At 50.8% G+C, this 19,019-nt stretch carries 15 protein-coding genes, 3 tRNA genes and 3 rRNA genes; 13 read left to right on the top strand and 8 right to left on the bottom strand.

Features of this window, described 5'->3' with window-relative positions:
- Positions 1–18: 18 nt before the first annotated feature.
- Both HV311_RS20450 and metN read right to left on the bottom strand, forming a co-directional pair.
- Positions 19–672: a methionine ABC transporter permease MetI gene (locus HV311_RS20450; RefSeq protein ID WP_016151781.1), complete on the bottom strand. Its 654-nt coding sequence runs from the start codon at positions 670–672 to the stop codon at positions 19–21.
- Positions 665–1,696: a methionine ABC transporter ATP-binding protein MetN gene (gene metN, locus HV311_RS20445; RefSeq protein ID WP_016151782.1), complete on the bottom strand. Its 1,032-nt coding sequence runs from the start codon at positions 1,694–1,696 to the stop codon at positions 665–667. The genes HV311_RS20450 and metN overlap by 8 nt, the downstream gene beginning before the upstream one ends.
- Before the next feature lie 189 nt (positions 1,697–1,885).
- Here metN and gmhB point away from each other — a divergent pair, with 189 nt between their 5' ends.
- From gmhB to dkgB, 7 genes are all read left to right on the top strand, one after another.
- Entirely contained in the window at positions 1,886–2,452 is a 567-nt protein-coding gene (gene gmhB, locus HV311_RS20440; RefSeq protein WP_016151783.1) for a D-glycero-beta-D-manno-heptose 1,7-bisphosphate 7-phosphatase, read from the top strand.
- A gap of 364 nt (positions 2,453–2,816) precedes the next feature.
- Positions 2,817–4,358 (top strand): 16S ribosomal RNA (locus HV311_RS20435).
- Between the two features lie 85 nt (positions 4,359–4,443).
- Positions 4,444–4,519, top strand: a tRNA-Glu gene (locus tag HV311_RS20430).
- 220 nt (positions 4,520–4,739) lie between these two features.
- Positions 4,740–7,646, top strand: a 23S ribosomal RNA gene (locus HV311_RS20425).
- A 95-nt stretch (positions 7,647–7,741) separates the two neighbouring features.
- Positions 7,742–7,857, top strand: a 5S ribosomal RNA gene (rrf, locus tag HV311_RS20420).
- Together the 16S, 23S and 5S rRNA genes with 2 tRNA genes alongside form the textbook arrangement of a ribosomal RNA operon.
- 55 nt (positions 7,858–7,912) lie before the next feature.
- Positions 7,913–7,989, top strand: a tRNA-Asp gene (locus HV311_RS20415).
- A 164-nt stretch (positions 7,990–8,153) separates the two neighbouring features.
- Complete coding sequence (gene dkgB / locus HV311_RS20410) at positions 8,154–8,957, top strand: 2,5-didehydrogluconate reductase DkgB (protein ID WP_049282727.1); 804 nt, start codon at positions 8,154–8,156, stop codon at positions 8,955–8,957.
- Between the two features lie 20 nt (positions 8,958–8,977).
- Here the strand turns inward: dkgB and yafC are convergent, their stop codons facing one another.
- Entirely contained in the window at positions 8,978–9,892 is a 915-nt protein-coding gene (gene yafC / locus HV311_RS20405; protein ID WP_016155740.1) for a DNA-binding transcriptional regulator YafC, read from the bottom strand.
- Positions 9,893–9,996: 104 nt separating this feature from the next.
- On the opposite strand from yafC, the gene HV311_RS20400 reads away from it, so the two are divergent.
- The 3 genes from HV311_RS20400 (at position 9,997) to HV311_RS20390 (ending at position 12,951) form a co-directional block, all read left to right on the top strand.
- Complete coding sequence (locus tag HV311_RS20400) at positions 9,997–11,172, top strand: MFS transporter (protein WP_191220413.1); 1,176 nt, start codon at positions 9,997–9,999, stop codon at positions 11,170–11,172.
- A 131-nt stretch (positions 11,173–11,303) separates the two neighbouring features.
- Positions 11,304–12,104, top strand: coding sequence for an endonuclease/exonuclease/phosphatase family protein (locus tag HV311_RS20395; protein WP_029139415.1), 801 nt, complete (start codon positions 11,304–11,306; stop codon positions 12,102–12,104).
- Positions 12,105–12,180: 76 nt separating this feature from the next.
- The gene (locus tag HV311_RS20390) at positions 12,181–12,951 is read left to right on the top strand and encodes a class I SAM-dependent methyltransferase (RefSeq protein WP_016151801.1); all 771 of its coding nucleotides are present in this window, start codon (positions 12,181–12,183) and stop codon (positions 12,949–12,951) included.
- A 49-nt stretch (positions 12,952–13,000) separates the two neighbouring features.
- On the opposite strand, the gene mltD is transcribed toward HV311_RS20390, so the two are convergent.
- Both mltD and gloB read right to left on the bottom strand, forming a co-directional pair.
- Positions 13,001–14,359, bottom strand: coding sequence for a murein transglycosylase D (mltD, locus tag HV311_RS20385; protein WP_029139416.1), 1,359 nt, complete (start codon positions 14,357–14,359; stop codon positions 13,001–13,003).
- A gap of 71 nt (positions 14,360–14,430) precedes the next feature.
- On the bottom strand, positions 14,431–15,186 hold the full coding sequence (gloB, locus tag HV311_RS20380) for a hydroxyacylglutathione hydrolase (protein WP_191220412.1): 756 nt from the start codon (positions 15,184–15,186) through the stop codon (positions 14,431–14,433).
- Positions 15,187–15,219: 33 nt separating this feature from the next.
- Here gloB and HV311_RS20375 point away from each other — a divergent pair, with 33 nt between their 5' ends.
- Positions 15,220–15,942: a class I SAM-dependent methyltransferase gene (locus HV311_RS20375; RefSeq protein ID WP_047417097.1), complete on the top strand. Its 723-nt coding sequence runs from the start codon at positions 15,220–15,222 to the stop codon at positions 15,940–15,942.
- Here HV311_RS20375 and rnhA read toward each other — a convergent pair.
- Entirely contained in the window at positions 15,939–16,406 is a 468-nt protein-coding gene (gene rnhA / locus HV311_RS20370) for a ribonuclease HI (protein ID WP_016151805.1), read from the bottom strand. The genes HV311_RS20375 and rnhA overlap by 4 nt on opposite strands.
- Before the next feature lie 64 nt (positions 16,407–16,470).
- On the opposite strand from rnhA, the gene dnaQ reads away from it, so the two are divergent.
- Together dnaQ and HV311_RS20360 are read left to right on the top strand one after the other, a co-directional pair.
- A complete protein-coding gene (dnaQ, locus tag HV311_RS20365; RefSeq protein WP_029139417.1) occupies positions 16,471–17,199 on the top strand; it encodes a DNA polymerase III subunit epsilon in 729 nt (242 codons plus the stop codon).
- 134 nt (positions 17,200–17,333) lie between these two features.
- Positions 17,334–17,410 (top strand) — tRNA-Asp (locus HV311_RS20360).
- A 155-nt stretch (positions 17,411–17,565) separates the two neighbouring features.
- Here HV311_RS20360 and HV311_RS20355 read toward each other — a convergent pair.
- Together HV311_RS20355 and HV311_RS20350 are read right to left on the bottom strand one after the other, a co-directional pair.
- Entirely contained in the window at positions 17,566–18,084 is a 519-nt protein-coding gene (locus HV311_RS20355; protein WP_016155747.1) for a hypothetical protein, read from the bottom strand.
- A gap of 1 nt (position 18,085) precedes the next feature.
- Positions 18,086–18,769, bottom strand: coding sequence for a winged helix-turn-helix domain-containing protein (locus HV311_RS20350; protein WP_223307926.1), 684 nt, complete (start codon positions 18,767–18,769; stop codon positions 18,086–18,088).
- Between the last annotated feature and the right edge of the window lie 250 nt (positions 18,770–19,019).

Below are 19,019 nucleotides of genomic sequence, written 5' to 3'. Positions count from 1 at the left end.
TTAGTGTTGTGTGCAACGTTATTTGTGCGTGACAGCCCGGACGATGCGATCGCCGGATAACTGAATTAAATAAACCAGAATGACGAGCAATACCAGCACTGTATTCATGACGGTAGCGTTGTAGCCAATATAACCGTACTGATAACCAATCTGGCCAAGACCACCGGCACCGACGGCACCGCCCATCGCGGAATAACCCACCAGCGTGATAAGGGTGATGGTGGCCGCATTGACCAGTCCAGGCAGTGCTTCTGGTAGTAATACCTTACGTACAATTTGCAGCGGCGTGGCGCCCATTGCACGGGAGGCTTCAATCAGCCCGGTCGGGATTTCGAGCAGCGCGTTTTCCACCATACGGGCGATAAACGGCGCGGCGCCAACGGTCAGCGGGACGATAGCGGCCTGCAGCCCAATAGAGGTGCCAACGATCATGCGGGTGAACGGAATCATCCACACCAGCAAGATAATGAATGGGATGGAACGGAAAATATTCACCAGTGCAGAGAGCGTGCGGTAGAGCTTCGCGTTCTCAATGATTTGCCCCGGCCGCGTTACGTACAGCAACACGCCAACCGGCAGGCCAATCACAAAACCAAAAAAACCGGACACAAAGGTCATTGCCAGCGTTTCCCATACGCCGCGAACCAGTAGCCACATCATCGGCTCAGACATAACCCAGTACCTCTACTTTTACATGGTGTTCCTGCAACCAGTTAATGGCTGCTTGCGTATCTTCCTGTGTGCCGTGCATTTCAGTCAGCATGATGCCGAACTTCACGCCGCCGGCGTAATCCATCTGCGCGCTAATAATGTTGTTATTCACGTTAAAGCGACGGGCCGTCTCAGAAAGTAATGGCGCATCAACCGAATGACCGGTGAATTCCATGCGCAGCATTGGCACGCTGTCGGCTTCTGGCTTTGCTTTTAAACGTTCCAGATAATCTTCCGGGATATCCAGGTGTAGCGTGGACTGGATAAATTTCTGTGCCAGCGGCGTTTTCGGGTGGGAGAACACTTCGCTGACGGTGTCCTGCTCAATCAGCTCACCATTACTGATGACCGCCACGCAGTCACAAATGCGTTTTACAACGTCCATCTCATGGGTAATCAGCAGAATGGTGAGTCCCAAACGACGGTTAATGTCTTTCAATAATTCCAGAATCGAGCGGGTTGTTGCCGGATCAAGTGCGCTGGTGGCTTCATCACACAGCAACACTTTTGGATTGCTGGCCAGCGCACGCGCAATCGCCACTCGCTGTTTTTGTCCGCCGGAAAGGTTGGCCGGGTAGCTGTCGTGCTTGTCGCCAAGGCCGACTAAATCCAGCAGTTCTGTTACACGGCGTTTGATCTCTTCCTTTGGCGTGTTATCCAGTTCCAGCGGCAGCGCGACGTTGCCAAACACGGTACGGGAAGAAAGCAGGTTAAAGTGCTGGAAAATCATGCCGATTTGACGGCGAGCTTTAGTCAGCTCGGATTCAGAAAGCGTCGTCAGCTCCTGACCGCCAACCTGAACACTGCCCTCGGTTGGGCGTTCAAGTAAGTTAACGCAGCGAATGAGCGTACTTTTACCGGCACCGGAGGCGCCAATGACGCCATAAATCTGCCCGGCAGGAACGTGCAGGCTGACTTTATTTAGCGCCTGAATGGTGCGAGTCCCCTGCTGGAACACTTTGGTGATATTCGAAAGTTTAATCATTGGTTATTTATTATCGTAATTAAGTTAGCCGTGGCATTTTCGTCTGTCTGGGACGGTCGAAGCCGTCAACAAGATGGATGTTAAGGCATCCAGACGTCTAAATCAATCTAGCTTTGCACGATGAGCACTTTCTTGCCTGCCGAAACATGCGATACTAGAGCCACATGCCTTATTCAGGAGCTATAAAAGGTGGCAAAATCTGTACCCGCAATTTTTCTCGACCGCGACGGCACCATTAATGTGGACCACGGTTACGTACATGAGATTGACGAGTTCGAGTTTATCGACGGCGTTATTGATGCCATGCGTGAACTTAAAAATATGGGTTACGCGCTCATTATCGTGACAAACCAGTCTGGTATCGCTCGTGGCAAATTTACTGAGGCACAGTTTGAAACGTTGACCGAATGGATGGACTGGTCGCTGGCCGATCGCGACGTTGATTTGGATGGTATCTACTATTGCCCGCATCATCCGCAGGGCACAGTAGAAGAGTATCGTCAGGTCTGCGACTGTCGTAAACCGCATCCTGGAATGTTGATCTCCGCCCGAGACTTCCTGCATATCGATATGGCCGCTTCCTATATGGTAGGCGACAAGATAGAAGATATGCAGGCAGCAGCAGCGGCGAATGTTGGAACGAAGGTTCTGGTGCGCACGGGTAAACCTGTTACGCCGGAAGCAGAAAATGCGGCAGATTTGGTCATAAACAGTCTGGCAGACCTGCCAATGGCGATAAAAAAGCAGCAAAAGTAAGCGCAATGGATAAAAGGTGAGCGGTTGAAACAAAAATGCATTTTTCCGCTTGTCTTCCTGAGTCGACTCCCTATAATGCGCCTCCATCGACACGGCGGATGTGAATCACTTCACACAAACAGTCGGTTCGGTTGAAGAGAAAAACCTGAAAATGAGGGTTGACTCTGAAAGAGGAAAGCGTAATATACGCCACCTCGCGACAGAGCGCTAAAGCGCGTCGCAACTGCTCTTTAACAATTTATCAGACAATCTGTGTGGGCACTCGAAGATACGGATTCTTAACGTCGCAAGACGAAAAATGAATACCAAGTCTCTGAGTGAACACGTAATTCATTACGAAGTTTAATTCACGAGCATCAAACTTAAATTGAAGAGTTTGATCATGGCTCAGATTGAACGCTGGCGGCAGGCCTAACACATGCAAGTCGAACGGTAGCACAGAGGAGCTTGCTCCTTGGGTGACGAGTGGCGGACGGGTGAGTAATGTCTGGGAAACTGCCCGATGGAGGGGGATAACTACTGGAAACGGTAGCTAATACCGCATAACGTCGCAAGACCAAAGAGGGGGACCTTCGGGCCTCTTGCCATCGGATGTGCCCAGATGGGATTAGCTAGTAGGTGGGGTAACGGCTCACCTAGGCGACGATCCCTAGCTGGTCTGAGAGGATGACCAGCCACACTGGAACTGAGACACGGTCCAGACTCCTACGGGAGGCAGCAGTGGGGAATATTGCACAATGGGCGCAAGCCTGATGCAGCCATGCCGCGTGTATGAAGAAGGCCTTCGGGTTGTAAAGTACTTTCAGCGAGGAGGAAGGTGTTGTGGTTAATAACCGCAGCAATTGACGTTACTCGCAGAAGAAGCACCGGCTAACTCCGTGCCAGCAGCCGCGGTAATACGGAGGGTGCAAGCGTTAATCGGAATTACTGGGCGTAAAGCGCACGCAGGCGGTCTGTCAAGTCGGATGTGAAATCCCCGGGCTCAACCTGGGAACTGCATCCGAAACTGGCAGGCTAGAGTCTTGTAGAGGGGGGTAGAATTCCAGGTGTAGCGGTGAAATGCGTAGAGATCTGGAGGAATACCGGTGGCGAAGGCGGCCCCCTGGACAAAGACTGACGCTCAGGTGCGAAAGCGTGGGGAGCAAACAGGATTAGATACCCTGGTAGTCCACGCCGTAAACGATGTCGACTTGGAGGTTGTGCCCTTGAGGCGTGGCTTCCGGAGCTAACGCGTTAAGTCGACCGCCTGGGGAGTACGGCCGCAAGGTTAAAACTCAAATGAATTGACGGGGGCCCGCACAAGCGGTGGAGCATGTGGTTTAATTCGATGCAACGCGAAGAACCTTACCTACTCTTGACATCCAGAGAACTTAGCAGAGATGCTTTGGTGCCTTCGGGAACTCTGAGACAGGTGCTGCATGGCTGTCGTCAGCTCGTGTTGTGAAATGTTGGGTTAAGTCCCGCAACGAGCGCAACCCTTATCCTTTGTTGCCAGCGATTCGGTCGGGAACTCAAAGGAGACTGCCAGTGATAAACTGGAGGAAGGTGGGGATGACGTCAAGTCATCATGGCCCTTACGAGTAGGGCTACACACGTGCTACAATGGCATATACAAAGAGAAGCGACCTCGCGAGAGCAAGCGGACCTCATAAAGTATGTCGTAGTCCGGATTGGAGTCTGCAACTCGACTCCATGAAGTCGGAATCGCTAGTAATCGTGGATCAGAATGCCACGGTGAATACGTTCCCGGGCCTTGTACACACCGCCCGTCACACCATGGGAGTGGGTTGCAAAAGAAGTAGGTAGCTTAACCTTCGGGAGGGCGCTTACCACTTTGTGATTCATGACTGGGGTGAAGTCGTAACAAGGTAACCGTAGGGGAACCTGCGGTTGGATCACCTCCTTACCTTAAAGAACCGACCTTTGTAGTGCTCACACAGATTGTCTGATGAAAAGTAAATAGCAAGGCGTCTTGCGATTGAGACTTCAGTGTCCCCTTCGTCTAGAGGCCCAGGACACCGCCCTTTCACGGCGGTAACAGGGGTTCGAATCCCCTAGGGGACGCCACTTGCTGGTATGTGTGAGTGAAAGTCGCCGACCGAAGTATCTCAAAACAGACTTTCGAGTCTCGTTTGAGATATTTGCTCTTTAAAAATCTGGATCAAGCTGAAAATTGAAACGACACACTGTTTCATTTCTCCGTAAACAAGAAATGAAAAGCGGTGTGTCCGAGTCTCTCAAATTTTCGCAACACTGAAGTGTTTTACGAAACATCTTCGGGTTGTGAGGTTAAGCGACTAAGCGTACACGGTGGATGCCCTGGCAGTCAGAGGCGATGAAGGACGTGCTAATCTGCGATAAGCGTCGGTAAGGTGATATGAACCGTTATAACCGGCGATTTCCGAATGGGGAAACCCAGTGTGATTCGTCACACTATCATTACGTGAATACATAGCGTAATGAAGCGAACCGGGGGAACTGAAACATCTAAGTACCCCGAGGAAAAGAAATCAACCGAGATTCCCCCAGTAGCGGCGAGCGAACGGGGAGCAGCCCAGAGTCTGAATCAGCATGTGTGGTAGTGGAACGGTCTGGAAAGTCCGGCGATACAGGGTGATAGCCCCGTACACAAAAGTGCATGTGTTGTGAACTCGAAGAGTAGGGCGGGACACGTGGTATCCTGTCTGAATATGGGGGGACCATCCTCCAAGGCTAAATACTCCTGACTGACCGATAGTGAACCAGTACCGTGAGGGAAAGGCGAAAAGAACCCCGGCGAGGGGAGTGAAAAAGAACCTGAAACCGTGTACGTACAAGCAGTGGGAGCCTCTTTATGGGGTGACTGCGTACCTTTTGTATAATGGGTCAGCGACTTATATTCTGTAGCAAGGTTAACCGAATAGGGGAGCCGAAGGGAAACCGAGTCTTAACTGGGCGTTAAGTTGCAGGGTATAGACCCGAAACCCGGTGATCTAGCCATGGGCAGGTTGAAGGTTGGGTAACACTAACTGGAGGACCGAACCGACTAATGTTGAAAAATTAGCGGATGACTTGTGGCTGGGGGTGAAAGGCCAATCAAACCGGGAGATAGCTGGTTCTCCCCGAAAGCTATTTAGGTAGCGCCTCGTGAACTCATCTTCGGGGGTAGAGCACTGTTTCGGCTAGGGGGTCATCCCGACTTACCAACCCGATGCAAACTGCGAATACCGAAGAATGTTATCACGGGAGACACACGGCGGGTGCTAACGTCCGTCGTGAAGAGGGAAACAACCCAGACCGCCAGCTAAGGTCCCAAAGTCATGGTTAAGTGGGAAACGATGTGGGAAGGCACAGACAGCCAGGATGTTGGCTTAGAAGCAGCCATCATTTAAAGAAAGCGTAATAGCTCACTGGTCGAGTCGGCCTGCGCGGAAGATGTAACGGGGCTAAACCATGCACCGAAGCTGCGGCAGCGACACTATGTGTTGTTGGGTAGGGGAGCGTTCTGTAAGCCGTTGAAGGTGGCCTGTGAGGGTTGCTGGAGGTATCAGAAGTGCGAATGCTGACATAAGTAACGATAATGCGGGTGAAAAACCCGCACGCCGGAAGACCAAGGGTTCCTGTCCAACGTTAATCGGGGCAGGGTGAGTCGACCCCTAAGGCGAGGCCGAAAGGCGTAGTCGATGGGAAACAGGTTAATATTCCTGTACTTGGTGTTACTGCGAGGGGGGGACGGAGAAGGCTATGTTAGCCGGGCGACGGTTGTCCCGGTTTAAGCATGTAGGCGGAGATTCCAGGTAAATCCGGAGTCTTGTTAACGCTGAGGTGTGATGACGAGGCACTACGGTGCTGAAGTAACAAATGCCCTGCTTCCAGGAAAAGCCTCTAAGCATCAGGTAACACGAAATCGTACCCCAAACCGACACAGGTGGTCAGGTAGAGAATACCAAGGCGCTTGAGAGAACTCGGGTGAAGGAACTAGGCAAAATGGTGCCGTAACTTCGGGAGAAGGCACGCTGATATGTAGGTGAAGTGATTTACTCATGGAGCTGAAATCAGTCGAAGATACCAGCTGGCTGCAACTGTTTATTAAAAACACAGCACTGTGCAAACACGAAAGTGGACGTATACGGTGTGACGCCTGCCCGGTGCCGGAAGGTTAATTGATGGGGTTATCCGTAAGGAGAAGCTCTTGATCGAAGCCCCGGTAAACGGCGGCCGTAACTATAACGGTCCTAAGGTAGCGAAATTCCTTGTCGGGTAAGTTCCGACCTGCACGAATGGCGTAATGATGGCCAGGCTGTCTCCACCCGAGACTCAGTGAAATTGAACTCGCTGTGAAGATGCAGTGTACCCGCGGCAAGACGGAAAGACCCCGTGAACCTTTACTATAGCTTGACACTGAACACTGGTCCTTGATGTGTAGGATAGGTGGGAGGCTTTGAAGTGTGGACGCCAGTCTGCATGGAGCCAACCTTGAAATACCACCCTTTAATGGCTGGTGTTCTAACGTAGACCCGTAATCCGGGTTGCGGACAGTGTCTGGTGGGTAGTTTGACTGGGGCGGTCTCCTCCTAAAGAGTAACGGAGGAGCACGAAGGTTAGCTAATCCTGGTCGGACATCAGGAGGTTAGTGCAAAGGCATAAGCTAGCTTGACTGCGAGAGTGACGGCTCGAGCAGGTGCGAAAGCAGGTCTTAGTGATCCGGTGGTTCTGAATGGAAGGGCCATCGCTCAACGGATAAAAGGTACTCCGGGGATAACAGGCTGATACCGCCCAAGAGTTCATATCGACGGCGGTGTTTGGCACCTCGATGTCGGCTCATCACATCCTGGGGCTGAAGTAGGTCCCAAGGGTATGGCTGTTCGCCATTTAAAGTGGTACGCGAGCTGGGTTTAGAACGTCGTGAGACAGTTCGGTCCCTATCTGCCGTGGGCGCTGGAGAATTGAGGGGGGCTGCTCCTAGTACGAGAGGACCGGAGTGGACGCATCACTGGTGTTCGGGTTGTCATGCCAATGGCATTGCCCGGTAGCTAAATGCGGAAGAGATAAGTGCTGAAAGCATCTAAGCACGAAACTTGCCCCGAGATGAGTTCTCCCTGACCCTTTAAGGGTCCTGAAGGAACGTTGAAGACGACGACGTTGATAGGTCGGGTGTGTAAGCGTAGCGATACGTTGAGCTAACCGATACTAATGAACCGTGAGGCTTAACCTTACAACGCCGAAGATGTTTTGGCGAAAGAGACACGATATTCAGCTTGATTACAGATTACATCGACATGCGAAAAGCGTGTTGATAAACAGAATTTGCCTGGCGGCTGTAGCGCGGTGGTCCCACCTGACCCCATGCCGAACTCAGAAGTGAAACGCCGTAGCGCCGATGGTAGTGTGGGGTCTCCCCATGCGAGAGTAGGGAACTGCCAGGCATCAAATTGCAGTAAACCGGGATGAATAATCCGGGTAGTGACAAAGAAATTCGGTGGAGCGGTAGTTCAGTTGGTTAGAATACCTGCCTGTCACGCAGGGGGTCGCGGGTTCGAGTCCCGTCCGTTCCGCCACTTATTAAGAGCCCTGAGCTAACGCTCAGGGCTTTTTCTTTTCCAGCGATTTAATTATTGCTGAATCCGCAAAAATCCTCTGCATTTTTCACTCTTTTTCGGCAAAGAACTGATGGTCATAATCCTCTCAGTTAACGAACATAGTGATTAAAAAGAGGAATTCTATGACTATCCCTGCATTTGGTTTAGGTACGTTTCGCCTGAAAGACGACGTGGTTATCGCTTCTGTCAAAACGGCGCTTGAGCTGGGCTACCGTGCTGTCGACACTGCGCAAATCTATGAAAATGAAGCGGCTGTTGGTCAGGCAATTGCCGAAAGTGGCGTACCGCGTAACGAGTTGTACATCACCACCAAGATCTGGATTGAAAATCTCAGCAAAGACAAACTGATCCCAAGTCTGAAAGAAAGTCTGAAGAAACTGCGTACGGATTATGTCGATCTGACGCTGATCCACTGGCCATCTCCGGGCGATGCGGTATCCGTTGAAGAGTTTATGCAGGCGCTGCTTGAAGCGAAAGAGCAGGGGCTGACTCGCGAAATTGGTGTCTCAAATTTCACTATTCCACTGATGGAAAAAGCCATTGCTACAGTAGGTGCAGACAATATCGCGACCAACCAGATTGAGCTGTCTCCGTATCTGCAGAGTCGTAAGGTGGTTGACTGGGCTAAAGCGCACGGTATCCACATCACCTCTTACATGACGCTGGCTTACGGTAAGGCGCTAAAAGATGAAGTGATTGCACGCATTGCCGCTAAACATAACGCGACCCCGGCGCAGGTTATTCTGGCATGGGCAATGGATGAAGGTTACTCCGTGATCCCTTCATCTACCAAGCGTGAAAACCTGGCAAGCAACCTGCTGGCGCTGGACCTGCATCTGGATACTGAAGATAAAAAAGCGATCGCGGCACTGGACTGCAACGATCGTCTGGTCAGCCCGGAAGGCCTGGCCCCTGATTGGGATTAATTGCCCGACCCTCTGTACCTTTAACCCTCTTTCACAGCTCCTTCGGGAGCTGTTCTTATATACTCACTTAAAAAGTCTATAAATGCCCGAATGCGTGTACTGACCGCACGATCGCTGTAGTAAACGGCGCTGAAAGGCATTTCTACCGGCAGACGTTTATCGGCCAGCAGCTCCACCAGTTCTCCCCGCGCGATCTCTTTATCAATCATATAATCTGAAAGACATGCGATACCATTGCCGCTCAGGCAAAGCTGTTTTAACGTTTCCCCGCTGTTGGAAGAAATCCCACATTCGACCTCATGGAGCTGTCCGTCGCTACGGGCAATCGGCCAGGTATTGAGTGAAACGGGTTCGGAAAACCCCAGACACAGATGCTGCTTTAACTGTTCGACGGTCTCGGGCTTGCCAAAACGGGCAATATAGTCCGGTGAGGCAATAATCTTACGATAGCTGGTAAACAACGGACGCGCACGCAGGCTTGAGTCAGTCAGCGTACCTGCTCGTATCGCGACATCCACTTTTCGTTCAATAAGATTGATGAACGTTTCTGAGGAGACAAGAGACAACGTCATCTCAGGATATCGCTCACGGAACGGTTTGATTAGCGGCATCAGGAAATGCAGCATCACCGGCGTTGCCGCGTCGATACGCAGCAGGCCGCGCGGGGTATTGCGCGACTCCATGATTTCCGTTTCTGCTGCTGCCATCTCTTGCAGTATCTGCTGCACACGCCTGAAGTAGCGTTCTCCTTCTTCAGTCAGGCTTAGCTGTCGGGTAGTTCGATTAAGCAGACTCACACCCAATTTCATCTCCAGCTTTTTTACTGCCCGACTGACTGCGGAATTAGCCTGACCGAGTTGTTCTGCCGCCCGGCTGAAGCTGCCGCTTTCCACAACGGCCACAAAAATCGCAAGTTCTTCAGAGGTTGCTTTCATTTTTGCACCTGACGCAAAATTATATTGAGATTTTGAATATTTTTGTTATTAAAACATCCCGGCATACTGCGTGTCATCTGATTACTGATGTTACGGAGTTATTTATGCCTCTCGCATTATTTGCACTAACAATAAGTGCCTTCGCTATTGGCACCACTGAGTTTGTGATTGTTGGCCTGGTGCCGACCATCGCTCAACAACTGACAATCTCGTTACCTTCAGCCGGGATGCTGGTTTCAATCTATGCGCTGGGTGTGGCGATTGGCGCACCGGTACTGACCGCTCTGACCGGAAGCCTGCCACGTAAAAAGTTGCTTGTCGCGCTGATGGTCCTGTTTACGGCGGGGAATTTACTGGCATGGCAGGCACCCGGGTATATGACACTTATTGTCGCCCGTCTGCTGACGGGGCTGGCTCACGGCGTATTCTTCTCGATTGGTTCCACTATCGCGACAAGTCTGGTGCCAAAAGAAAAAGCAGCTTCCGCCATCGCTATTATGTTCGGTGGCTTAACGGTGGCACTGGTCACGGGCGTGCCGCTGGGTACGTTTATCGGCCAGCACTTTGGCTGGCGTGAGACTTTCCTGGCAGTATCAATGTTAGGCGTGATTGCGCTGATTAGTAGCCAACTGCTGATCCCGGCTAACATTCCTGGTCGAGCGGCCGCGAGCATTCGCGACCAGGTGAAAGTGCTGACTCATCCTCGTCTGTTGCTGATTTACGCCATTACGGCATTGGGCTACGGTGGTGTGTTCACGGCTTTCACCTTCCTGGCACCGATGATGCAGGATCTGGCGGGCTTCTCCCCGGCAGCGGTAAGCTGGATCTTACTGGGTTACGGCGTATCAGTCGCTATCGGCAATATCTGGGGCGGTAAGCTGGCGGATAAGCATGGTGCGGTTCCTGCGTTGAAATTCATTTTCGCCGCGTTGTTTGTTCTGCTGATGGTCTTCCAACTGACGGCTTCCACGCAGTACGCCGCGCTGGCTACCATTCTGGTGATGGGGATCTTTGCCTTCGGTAACGTACCAGGGTTGCAGGTCTACGTGGTACAGAAAGCGGAACAATTTACGCCCAATGCTGTTGATGTGGCGTCAGGGCTGAACATTGCAGCGTTTAATATTGGTATTGCACTGGGTTCCGTGATTGGCGGACAAACGGTCGAGCATTATGGGTTGGCGCAGACACCGTGGATTGGCGCACTTATTGTTCTGGTGGCTTTCCTGCTGATGGGGCTGAGTGGCCGTCTTGATAAGTCCACACGCGTTGCTCTAGGGTAAATCATTTATGTAAGCGCCTACTTACAAAACAAACTGCAATTGTTCGTTGAAAGTGAGTGCTAAAATCCCTATAACAGAAGAACCAGTCCGGCTGCGGACTGGTTGACGTTACAGAGGTTTGAAGGTCTAAAGTGCGAAAAAACACCTATGCCATGCGTTATGTTGCCGGACAACCCGCCGAGCGGATTTTACCTCCGGGCTCGTTTGCGCATATTGGCCAGGCATTACCCGCAGGCGTACCGTTGAGCAGTGAAGATCGCATTCGCGTGCTGGTATGGAATATTTTTAAACAGCAGCGAGCAGAGTGGCAGTCGGTGCTGAAGAATTTTGGCAAAGACGCGCATCTGGTGTTATTGCAGGAAGCGCAAACCACACCAGAACTGGTGCAGTTTGCGACCACTAACTATCTCGCTGCCGACCAGGTTCCCGCCTTTGTGCTGCCACAGCACCCCTCTGGCGTTATGACACTCTCCTCCGCCCATCCAGTTTACTGCTGCCCATTACGCGAGCGTGAGCCTATTTTACGGCTGGCGAAATCGGCGTTGGTGACGGTGTACCCGTTGCCTGACACTCGGTTGTTAATGGTGGTGAATATCCACGCGGTTAACTTTAGCCTTGGCGTTGATGTCTATAGTAAGCAGTTACTTCCCATTGGCGATCAGATTGCTCATCACAGCGGTCCGGTGATTATGGCCGGCGATTTTAATGCCTGGAGCCGTCGACGGATGAATGCGCTGTACCGCTTTGCGCGTGAAATGTCGCTGCGCCAGGTGCGCTTTACCGACGATCAGCGCCGCCGCGCGTTTGGTCGTCCTCTCGATTTTGTGTTCTATCGCGGTCTGAACGTGAGTGAGGCCTCTGTGCTGGTCACCCGCGCCTCCGACCACAACCCGCTACTCGTTGAATTCAGTCCCGGCAAACCTGAACAATAACGGTGTGTCAGGTCTGCCGTAGGGCAGGCCTGTGATGGTTGCCCTTCATATTTCACAACAACCGAAGGACAACACAATGACAACACGCTCTCATCATGACAACGTCGAAAAACAGTTTGGCTCTCAGGCTAATGCCTACTTAACCAGTGCGGTGCACGCCTCTGGTCGTGACTTGCAACGTCTGGGGGAAAGGTTGCTGGCATTTCCGCAGGCCCGCGTGTTGGATATGGGATGCGGAGCGGGGCACGCCAGCTTTGTGGCCGCGCAATACGTAAAGCAGGTAGTGGCATATGATTTATCGTCGCAGATGCTTGACGTGGTCACTGAAGCGGCAAAGGACAGAGGTCTGGAGAATATCGCCACACGGCAGGGTTATGCTGAAAGCCTGCCGTTTGAAGATAACGTATTTGACGTGGTGATTAGCCGCTATTCCGCGCATCACTGGCATGATGTCGGGCGTGCGTTGCGAGAAGTGAACCGCATTCTCAGGCCCGGCGGCGTGTTGATTGTGATGGATGTGATGTCGCCAGGCCATCCTGTACGTGACATCTGGTTGCAAACTGTGGAGGCGTTACGCGATACCTCGCACGTGCGCAACTATTCCAGCGGAGAATGGCTGTCGTTAATTAATGACGCCAATCTGATTGCCGATACCTTGTTAACCGATCGTCTGCCGCTGGAGTTCAGTTCGTGGGTGGCGCGGATGCGCACGCCTGCAGCATTGAGCGACGCGATCCGTGTATACCAACAAAGTGCTTCTGCGGAAGTGAAAGCCTATTTTGCGTTACAGGAAGATGGCTCGTTTACCAGCGACACGATAATGGTTGAAGCACATAAAGCGGGATAAATAAAAAAGGCACTGGGGGGAAACCAGTGCCTTCATTTCTACAATGCTATCAGGAGTCCGGCATACCGCTGTTTTTCACAAACAACGTTAGCTGATCGCCTGGCTGCAGATTGTTCGTATCGCTGTTCCAGCGCATCACATCCTTGATGTTAACCCCGTGGCGTTTGGCAATGCTCGAGAGCGAGTCGCCTTTACGCACACGATAGGTGATGCTATCGCTGTTGTTCGCCAGTCGCTGTGCGCTGGTACCAGCGCCCACCGTCAGATTTTGGCCTACTTTCAGCGATGACCCGCGCAGATTATTCCACTGCTTAAGGTCATTGGTGCTCACGCCAAGACGTGAAGCGACGCCAGAAAGCGTATCGCCAGAGCGAACTTTGTAGCTACGGCTGTTCAGCGGCGTGTTATCCGCAACCAACGTTGACTGCACGGCTGCAATTTCGCCTGAGGCCAGAGACTCACGCAGCTTCTCTGCATGCTTCTTTGGCACCATCACATATTGCGGACCACTGGCACCCAACGTGGAGCCTTTCACGCCTGCATTGAAGGTTTTCAGCTTGCTGACGGAAATACCTGCCATATCGGCAACCTGAGCCATTTCAACCGGGCTACTCAGGCGAACACGTGCCAACGCGCGGCTTTCGTCTGTTGTTGGCAGACGCACGCCATAGCGTTTGCTGTTTTTGAGTATATCGCTCAATGCCAGCATTTTTGGCACATATAGCTTCGTTTCCTGAGGCAATGGCAACGACCAGAAGTCAGTGGGTTTACCACGGGCTTTGTTCGTTTTAATTGCCTTCATGACACGACCTTCACCGCTATTATAAGCAGCAACGGTCAGCAGCCAGTCGCCATCAAACATTTTGTTCAGACGCTGCATCATGTCCAGTGCGGCGGTGGTGGAAGCCACAACGTCGCGACGTGCATCATAATTGCGGGTCTGTTTTAAACCATAATTGCGCCCCGTGCTCGGAATGATCTGCCAAATACCTGCGGCATTGGCGCCAGACGTTGCGTGAGGATCAAAAGCGCTCTCCACTATGGGTAGTAGTACCAGTTCCATTGGCATGTTACGTTTCTTAACCTGCCCGGCTATCCAGTACATATACGGCTCTGCCCGTAAAGTTACATCGTGGAGATAGCTCTTATTGCGTAAATACTTCTGTTTCTGTTCGCGAATCCGGTTGTTTTCCGGAATTCCCATCTTTAGCTCGTCACCAATGAAAGCCCACAAATCTTGATCAGCAGCGATAGATGTTCCGTCGTCCATCCATCGCGCCTGACTTGTAAACTTTCCTGCTTCCCCTTGACCAGCTGCAGAAAGGCTCTGTGCGTGTTGTTGGACGTTACCAGTATTCTGGCACCCAACAAGCAGGACAGAGGCGAGTAATATCGCTTTTGCCTTCATGTGTGTGTCAATAGTTGCTTAAAAGACGACCGATCATAACGGCGAAGTTTTCAAAAGGCAACCCGCAATTGTCAGAACGTATCTTTCTTTGACCTTAACCAGGCAAAACGCTCTTCAGGTTGTTGCAATATTGTTTTTTTATTTATTTCATTAATTAAATCAATATCTTCCGTTCTTAAAAAAAGATTATTTCGTCGCTCATTTTTCAGAATTACGGGGAGTGTCATTTGTTTTTTTACGCGTAACTCATTAACTTTACGATAATATTCATTTATGAACGTATCGTGCGGAAGAATGCTTAAGGCAAACTTCATGTTTGCTAATGTGTACTCATGTGCGCAACAAATCAATGTATCGTCAGGAAGTGCGTTTAGTTTTTTAAGTGATTGATACATTTGAGATGCCGTGCCTTCAAAAAGCCGACCGCAGCCACCGGAGAAGAGCGTATCGCCGCAAAACAGGTAAGGATGGCTAAAGTAACAGATATGTCCTAAAGTGTGACCCGGCGTAGCAATTACAGTAAATTCATGCCCCAAAACGAGTGCAATATCGCCATCTTCGACTATATGCGTCGTTCCCTTATCTTGCGTTTCAGCCGGTCCGTATACCGCTATTTGTGGGAAATGTTGCAGAAGTTCTTTCACGCCGCCCACGTGATCCTGATGATGATGTGTCAGCAGAATGGCCTCGGGAACCCAGTTATGTTCTGCAATAGCTTTCAGAACAGGTGCTGCTTCACCCGGGTCCACAATCAGACAATGTTTGTCATTATTCGACAGGACCCAGATGTAATTGTCCTGAAATGCAGGAATACTGTTAAGATTCATAGATTACCTCTCAATGCGTAACGGAAGGTTGTGATGAAACCGGCAAGGATCCCTCAAACTGTCGTAGCGCCCGTTAGTTGGGATGATTTTCCCTGGGGCGAACACTATCGTCAGGCGCTGGAGCATCAGCTTAACCCGTGGTTCGCAAAAATGTACGGATTTCATCTGCTTAAGATTGGTAATTTAAGCGCAGAAATCAATTCTGAAGCGTGCGCGGTTTCTCATCAGGTAAATGTTTCTTTGCAAGGCGCTCCCATGCAGGTGACTGCCGATCCTTTACATCTGCCCTTTGCCGATAAGTCCGTGGATGTTTGTTTGTTGGCTCATACGCTGCCGTGGTGTTCCGATCCACATCGCTTACTGCATGAAGCCGATCGCGTGCTTATTGATGACGGTTGGTTGATTCTGAGCGGCTTTAACCCGGTAAGTCTGATGGGATTGCGTAAACTGGTGCCCGTATTGCGTAAAACATCGCCCTACAACAGCCGGATGTTTACCCTCATGCGGCAGTTGGACTGGCTCTCATTGCTGAATTTTGAAGTACTGCACTGTAGCCGTTTTCATGTCCTGCCCTGGAACAAGAAGGGCGGGAAAATGTTAAGCGCCCATATCCCTGCGCTGGGCTGTTTGCAACTGGTGGTTGCGCGTAAGCGAACCATTCCGCTTACGCTCAACCCGATGAAACAAAATAAAAGCAAAACGCCTATCCGCCAGGCCGTTGGCGCAACCCGGCAATACCGTAAACCAGACGTTTAAGCCTCAGCCTGATACCCAATATCATCCTGAGTGGGACGCATTGCAGCAGCGCGCGCAAGCTCATCACAGCGTTCGTTTTCCGGATGGCCCGCATGGCCTTTAACCCATTCCCATTTGATTTGATGCGGCCCCAGCGCGGTATCCAGACGTTTCCACAGATCGACGTTCTTCACTGGTTTTTTATCTGCTGTTTTCCAGCCGCGCTTCTTCCAGTTGTGGATCCACTGCGTAATGCCCTGGCGCACATACTGGCTGTCCGTGCTGAGTATCACTTCACACTGTTCTTTCAGGGCTTCCAGCGCAACGATTGCCGCCATCAGCTCCATGCGATTATTGGTGGTGAGGTTGTAGCCTTCGCTAAAGGTTTTTTCGCGCCCGCGATAGCGTAAAATCGCCCCATAACCACCTGGCCCTGGATTTCCCAGGCAAGAACCATCGGTGAAAATCTCTACCTGTTTAAGCATCTCTGGTAGACTTCCTGTTTTAGCAAATCGAAATCAAACGATAAGTCTGACATAAATGACCGTTATGAGCACTGGAATTACACGACAGATCGTCCTCGATACCGAAACCACCGGTATGAACCAGATTGGCGCCCACTACGAAGGCCACAAGATCATTGAGATCGGTGCGGTTGAAGTGGTGAACCGCCGCCTGACCGGGAATAACTTCCACGTTTACCTGAAACCGGATCGGCTGGTGGACCCGGAAGCGTTTGGTGTACACGGAATCGCAGACGAATTCCTGCTTGATAAACCTACGTTTGCCGATGTGGCCGATGAGTTTCTCGACTACATCCGCGGTGCGGAGCTGGTCATTCATAACGCATCGTTTGATATCGGCTTTATGGATTACGAATTCGCTAAGCTCAGGCGGGATATTCCGAAGACAAACGAATTCTGCAAAATTACCGATAGCCTGGCGCTGGCGAGGAAAATGTTTCCTGGCAAGCGCAACAGCCTTGATGCGTTATGCTCACGCTATGAAATAGACAACAGTAAGCGAACCCTGCACGGCGCATTGCTCGATGCCCAGATTCTGGCCGACGTTTATCTGATGATGACCGGTGGGCAGACCACGATGGCGTTCTCAATGGAAGGTGACAGCCAGCAGCAGAATGACACGGGGATCCAGCGTATTGTGCGACAGTCCAGCAAACTACGCGTTGTTTTCGCCACTGATGAAGAGTTAGCGGCCCATGAGTCGCGCCTTGACCTGGTGCAGAAGAAAGGCGGAAGTTGCCTCTGGCGGGCATAGTTTGTACGTTTTCCGTATGGAAATGACCATTCGGGTGATTTTTGCAGCAAACGATTAAAAAACGTGAGAAAAAGCGTTGACGAGGCGTGAGGCAATCCGTAATATTCGCTTCGTTCCCAAGCGGAACACAACGCGGAGTGGTAGTTCAGTTGGTTAGAATACCTGCCTGTCACGCAGGGGGTCGCGGGTTCGAGTCCCGTCCATTCCGCCACTATTCAGAAAGCCTGAATCAGAAATGATTCAGGCTTTCGTCGTTTTAGCCCGCCACAATAATAATCTCATCATCACACTTTATCGACCACGTCCGTGCTATCGGGCAGGCAACACATCAGGTCATCCTTAACCCGACGCATATCCAGGGGCAGATCAACCTGCGAAGTGATTCATCACGCAGGCGAAGCGGGGGGAAAAGTTATCGCCGATAAGCACCGTTTCTTCATTCAAGTGCTTTAGCATATACAGCTTGTCGGCACGTTCGTAAGCGTCGAAGAAGAGATAATCGACAGCATCCGTTGCTTCATCATCGGGAGATTTTTCACGTCCGTTGGGAGTGAGCATGAAAACACCGGCGGTATGGCCGAGTGGTCGGGCATAGCGAAAGAACAGTTTTCGGTTCACAGCAAACTCGCCATCATCACTTTTGAGTTTCCCTTGTACTGACAATGAAAGGTGTCCGGAGTTGTAGCTGGTAATCAGCATTATTCCATGGAGTACCTTTTTTGTATCCTGGATGTCGAGTATCGACGTGAATTCCGAGGAGCAGGAAAAACTGATTTCTTGTTTTTTCGCATTCCCGGCGATAATAAAAAAAGCGATAGCCGCCAGCCCAAAAATGGCAATCACGACTGACCATAGTAAAGGAGAGTGATCGCTTTCTTGCTTCATATCATTCCTCATGATGGCGATACTGGCTGATGCAATGGTAATAGCCGAGGTTCAGCCCGCATTCAGCGGCAAACGACCACTCAACCAGATTATGGTTGCTCGCCCAGGTATTGAGATACAGATCTTTTGGGTACGAACAGTCGGGGTTAATGCCCACGGACTTGAAAATATCCAGCGCTTTCTTTTCGGTTATGGTGTCGGTGAGGGCGTTTCCTAATATATGTACACGGCATTGTTCATAGTCGATAGTCCGCAGGATAGTCGCGTCCGTCATGGCGATTTCATTGGGTATCCATGTTAACCACGCTGTCGCCAGCACGGCGATTCCGGTAATTAACGCGGTTATCGCCACAGGCCAACGGCTTTGTTTCTTTTTGTTGAGCGTCGATGCAACATTGGCAATTCTGGCGGGAGCTTGCGCTTCTTCCAGTTGCTGAATATTGATATTAGCGTCGCCCATCCGAAATCCCATCCGCGGAATTGTGACGATGAGTTCTGCAGGATGACCCGTAGACGTTATTGCTTTGCGCAGAAATGAAATGTGCTGATTGAGATTCGCATCCGTCGCTCTGGCGCCATTATGCTGAAAAACATTCAGCAGAATTTCATCACGCGAGGATATCTCTTTACCATTTTGCAACAAATAGAGCAGTAATTGTGTTGCCACATTATTCAATGTGGCCATTTCACCAGATGCCAGGTCTTTTAGGGTATTTTTATGTGGTCTGAAAACTAAGCCATCACCAATAATTACGGATTTAATTTTGTTTATTGGTATATGAGAAATCACTGATGTCTCCTTTAAAGCAGGATATCTCGCATTCGAGTGGGTGAAGCAATAGCATAACATAATTCATTTATAAAAAATGGTTGTACCATAGATCGCTTTATTAATATTTATATAACAATATTTTAATATCTCTTATAGAATCCTC

Origin of the sequence: Citrobacter sp. RHBSTW-00881, assembly GCF_013728515.1 — a bacterium.
Taxonomy (GTDB): Bacteria; Pseudomonadota; Gammaproteobacteria; order Enterobacterales; family Enterobacteriaceae; genus Citrobacter; species Citrobacter braakii.
Note: the sequence above shows the minus strand (reverse complement) of the source record. Positions and strands in the feature narration are given on the sequence as shown.

What these genes read in the sequence shown, in the direction of transcription:
- HV311_RS20390 (WP_016151801.1), top strand. Translation starts at nt 12,181, where the DNA reads ATGACAACACGCTCTCATCATGACAACGTCGAAAAACAGTTTGGCTCT.
- HV311_RS20400 (WP_191220413.1), top strand. Translation starts at nt 9,997, where the DNA reads ATGCCTCTCGCATTATTTGCACTAACAATAAGTGCCTTCGCTATTGGC.
- HV311_RS20355 (WP_016155747.1), bottom strand. Translation starts at nt 18,084, where the DNA reads ATGAAGCAAGAAAGCGATCACTCTCCTTTACTATGGTCAGTCGTGATT.
- dnaQ (WP_029139417.1), top strand. Translation starts at nt 16,471, where the DNA reads ATGAGCACTGGAATTACACGACAGATCGTCCTCGATACCGAAACCACC.
- mltD (WP_029139416.1), bottom strand. Translation starts at nt 14,359, where the DNA reads ATGAAGGCAAAAGCGATATTACTCGCCTCTGTCCTGCTTGTTGGGTGC.
- dkgB (WP_049282727.1), top strand. Translation starts at nt 8,154, where the DNA reads ATGACTATCCCTGCATTTGGTTTAGGTACGTTTCGCCTGAAAGACGAC.
- metN (WP_016151782.1), bottom strand. Translation starts at nt 1,696, where the DNA reads ATGATTAAACTTTCGAATATCACCAAAGTGTTCCAGCAGGGGACTCGC.
- gloB (WP_191220412.1), bottom strand. Translation starts at nt 15,186, where the DNA reads ATGAATCTTAACAGTATTCCTGCATTTCAGGACAATTACATCTGGGTC.
- HV311_RS20350 (WP_223307926.1), bottom strand. Translation starts at nt 18,769, where the DNA reads ATGGCCACATTGAATAATGTGGCAACACAATTACTGCTCTATTTGTTG.
- yafC (WP_016155740.1), bottom strand. Translation starts at nt 9,892, where the DNA reads ATGAAAGCAACCTCTGAAGAACTTGCGATTTTTGTGGCCGTTGTGGAA.
- HV311_RS20375 (WP_047417097.1), top strand. Translation starts at nt 15,220, where the DNA reads ATGAAACCGGCAAGGATCCCTCAAACTGTCGTAGCGCCCGTTAGTTGG.
- rnhA (WP_016151805.1), bottom strand. Translation starts at nt 16,406, where the DNA reads ATGCTTAAACAGGTAGAGATTTTCACCGATGGTTCTTGCCTGGGAAAT.
- HV311_RS20450 (WP_016151781.1), bottom strand. Translation starts at nt 672, where the DNA reads ATGTCTGAGCCGATGATGTGGCTACTGGTTCGCGGCGTATGGGAAACG.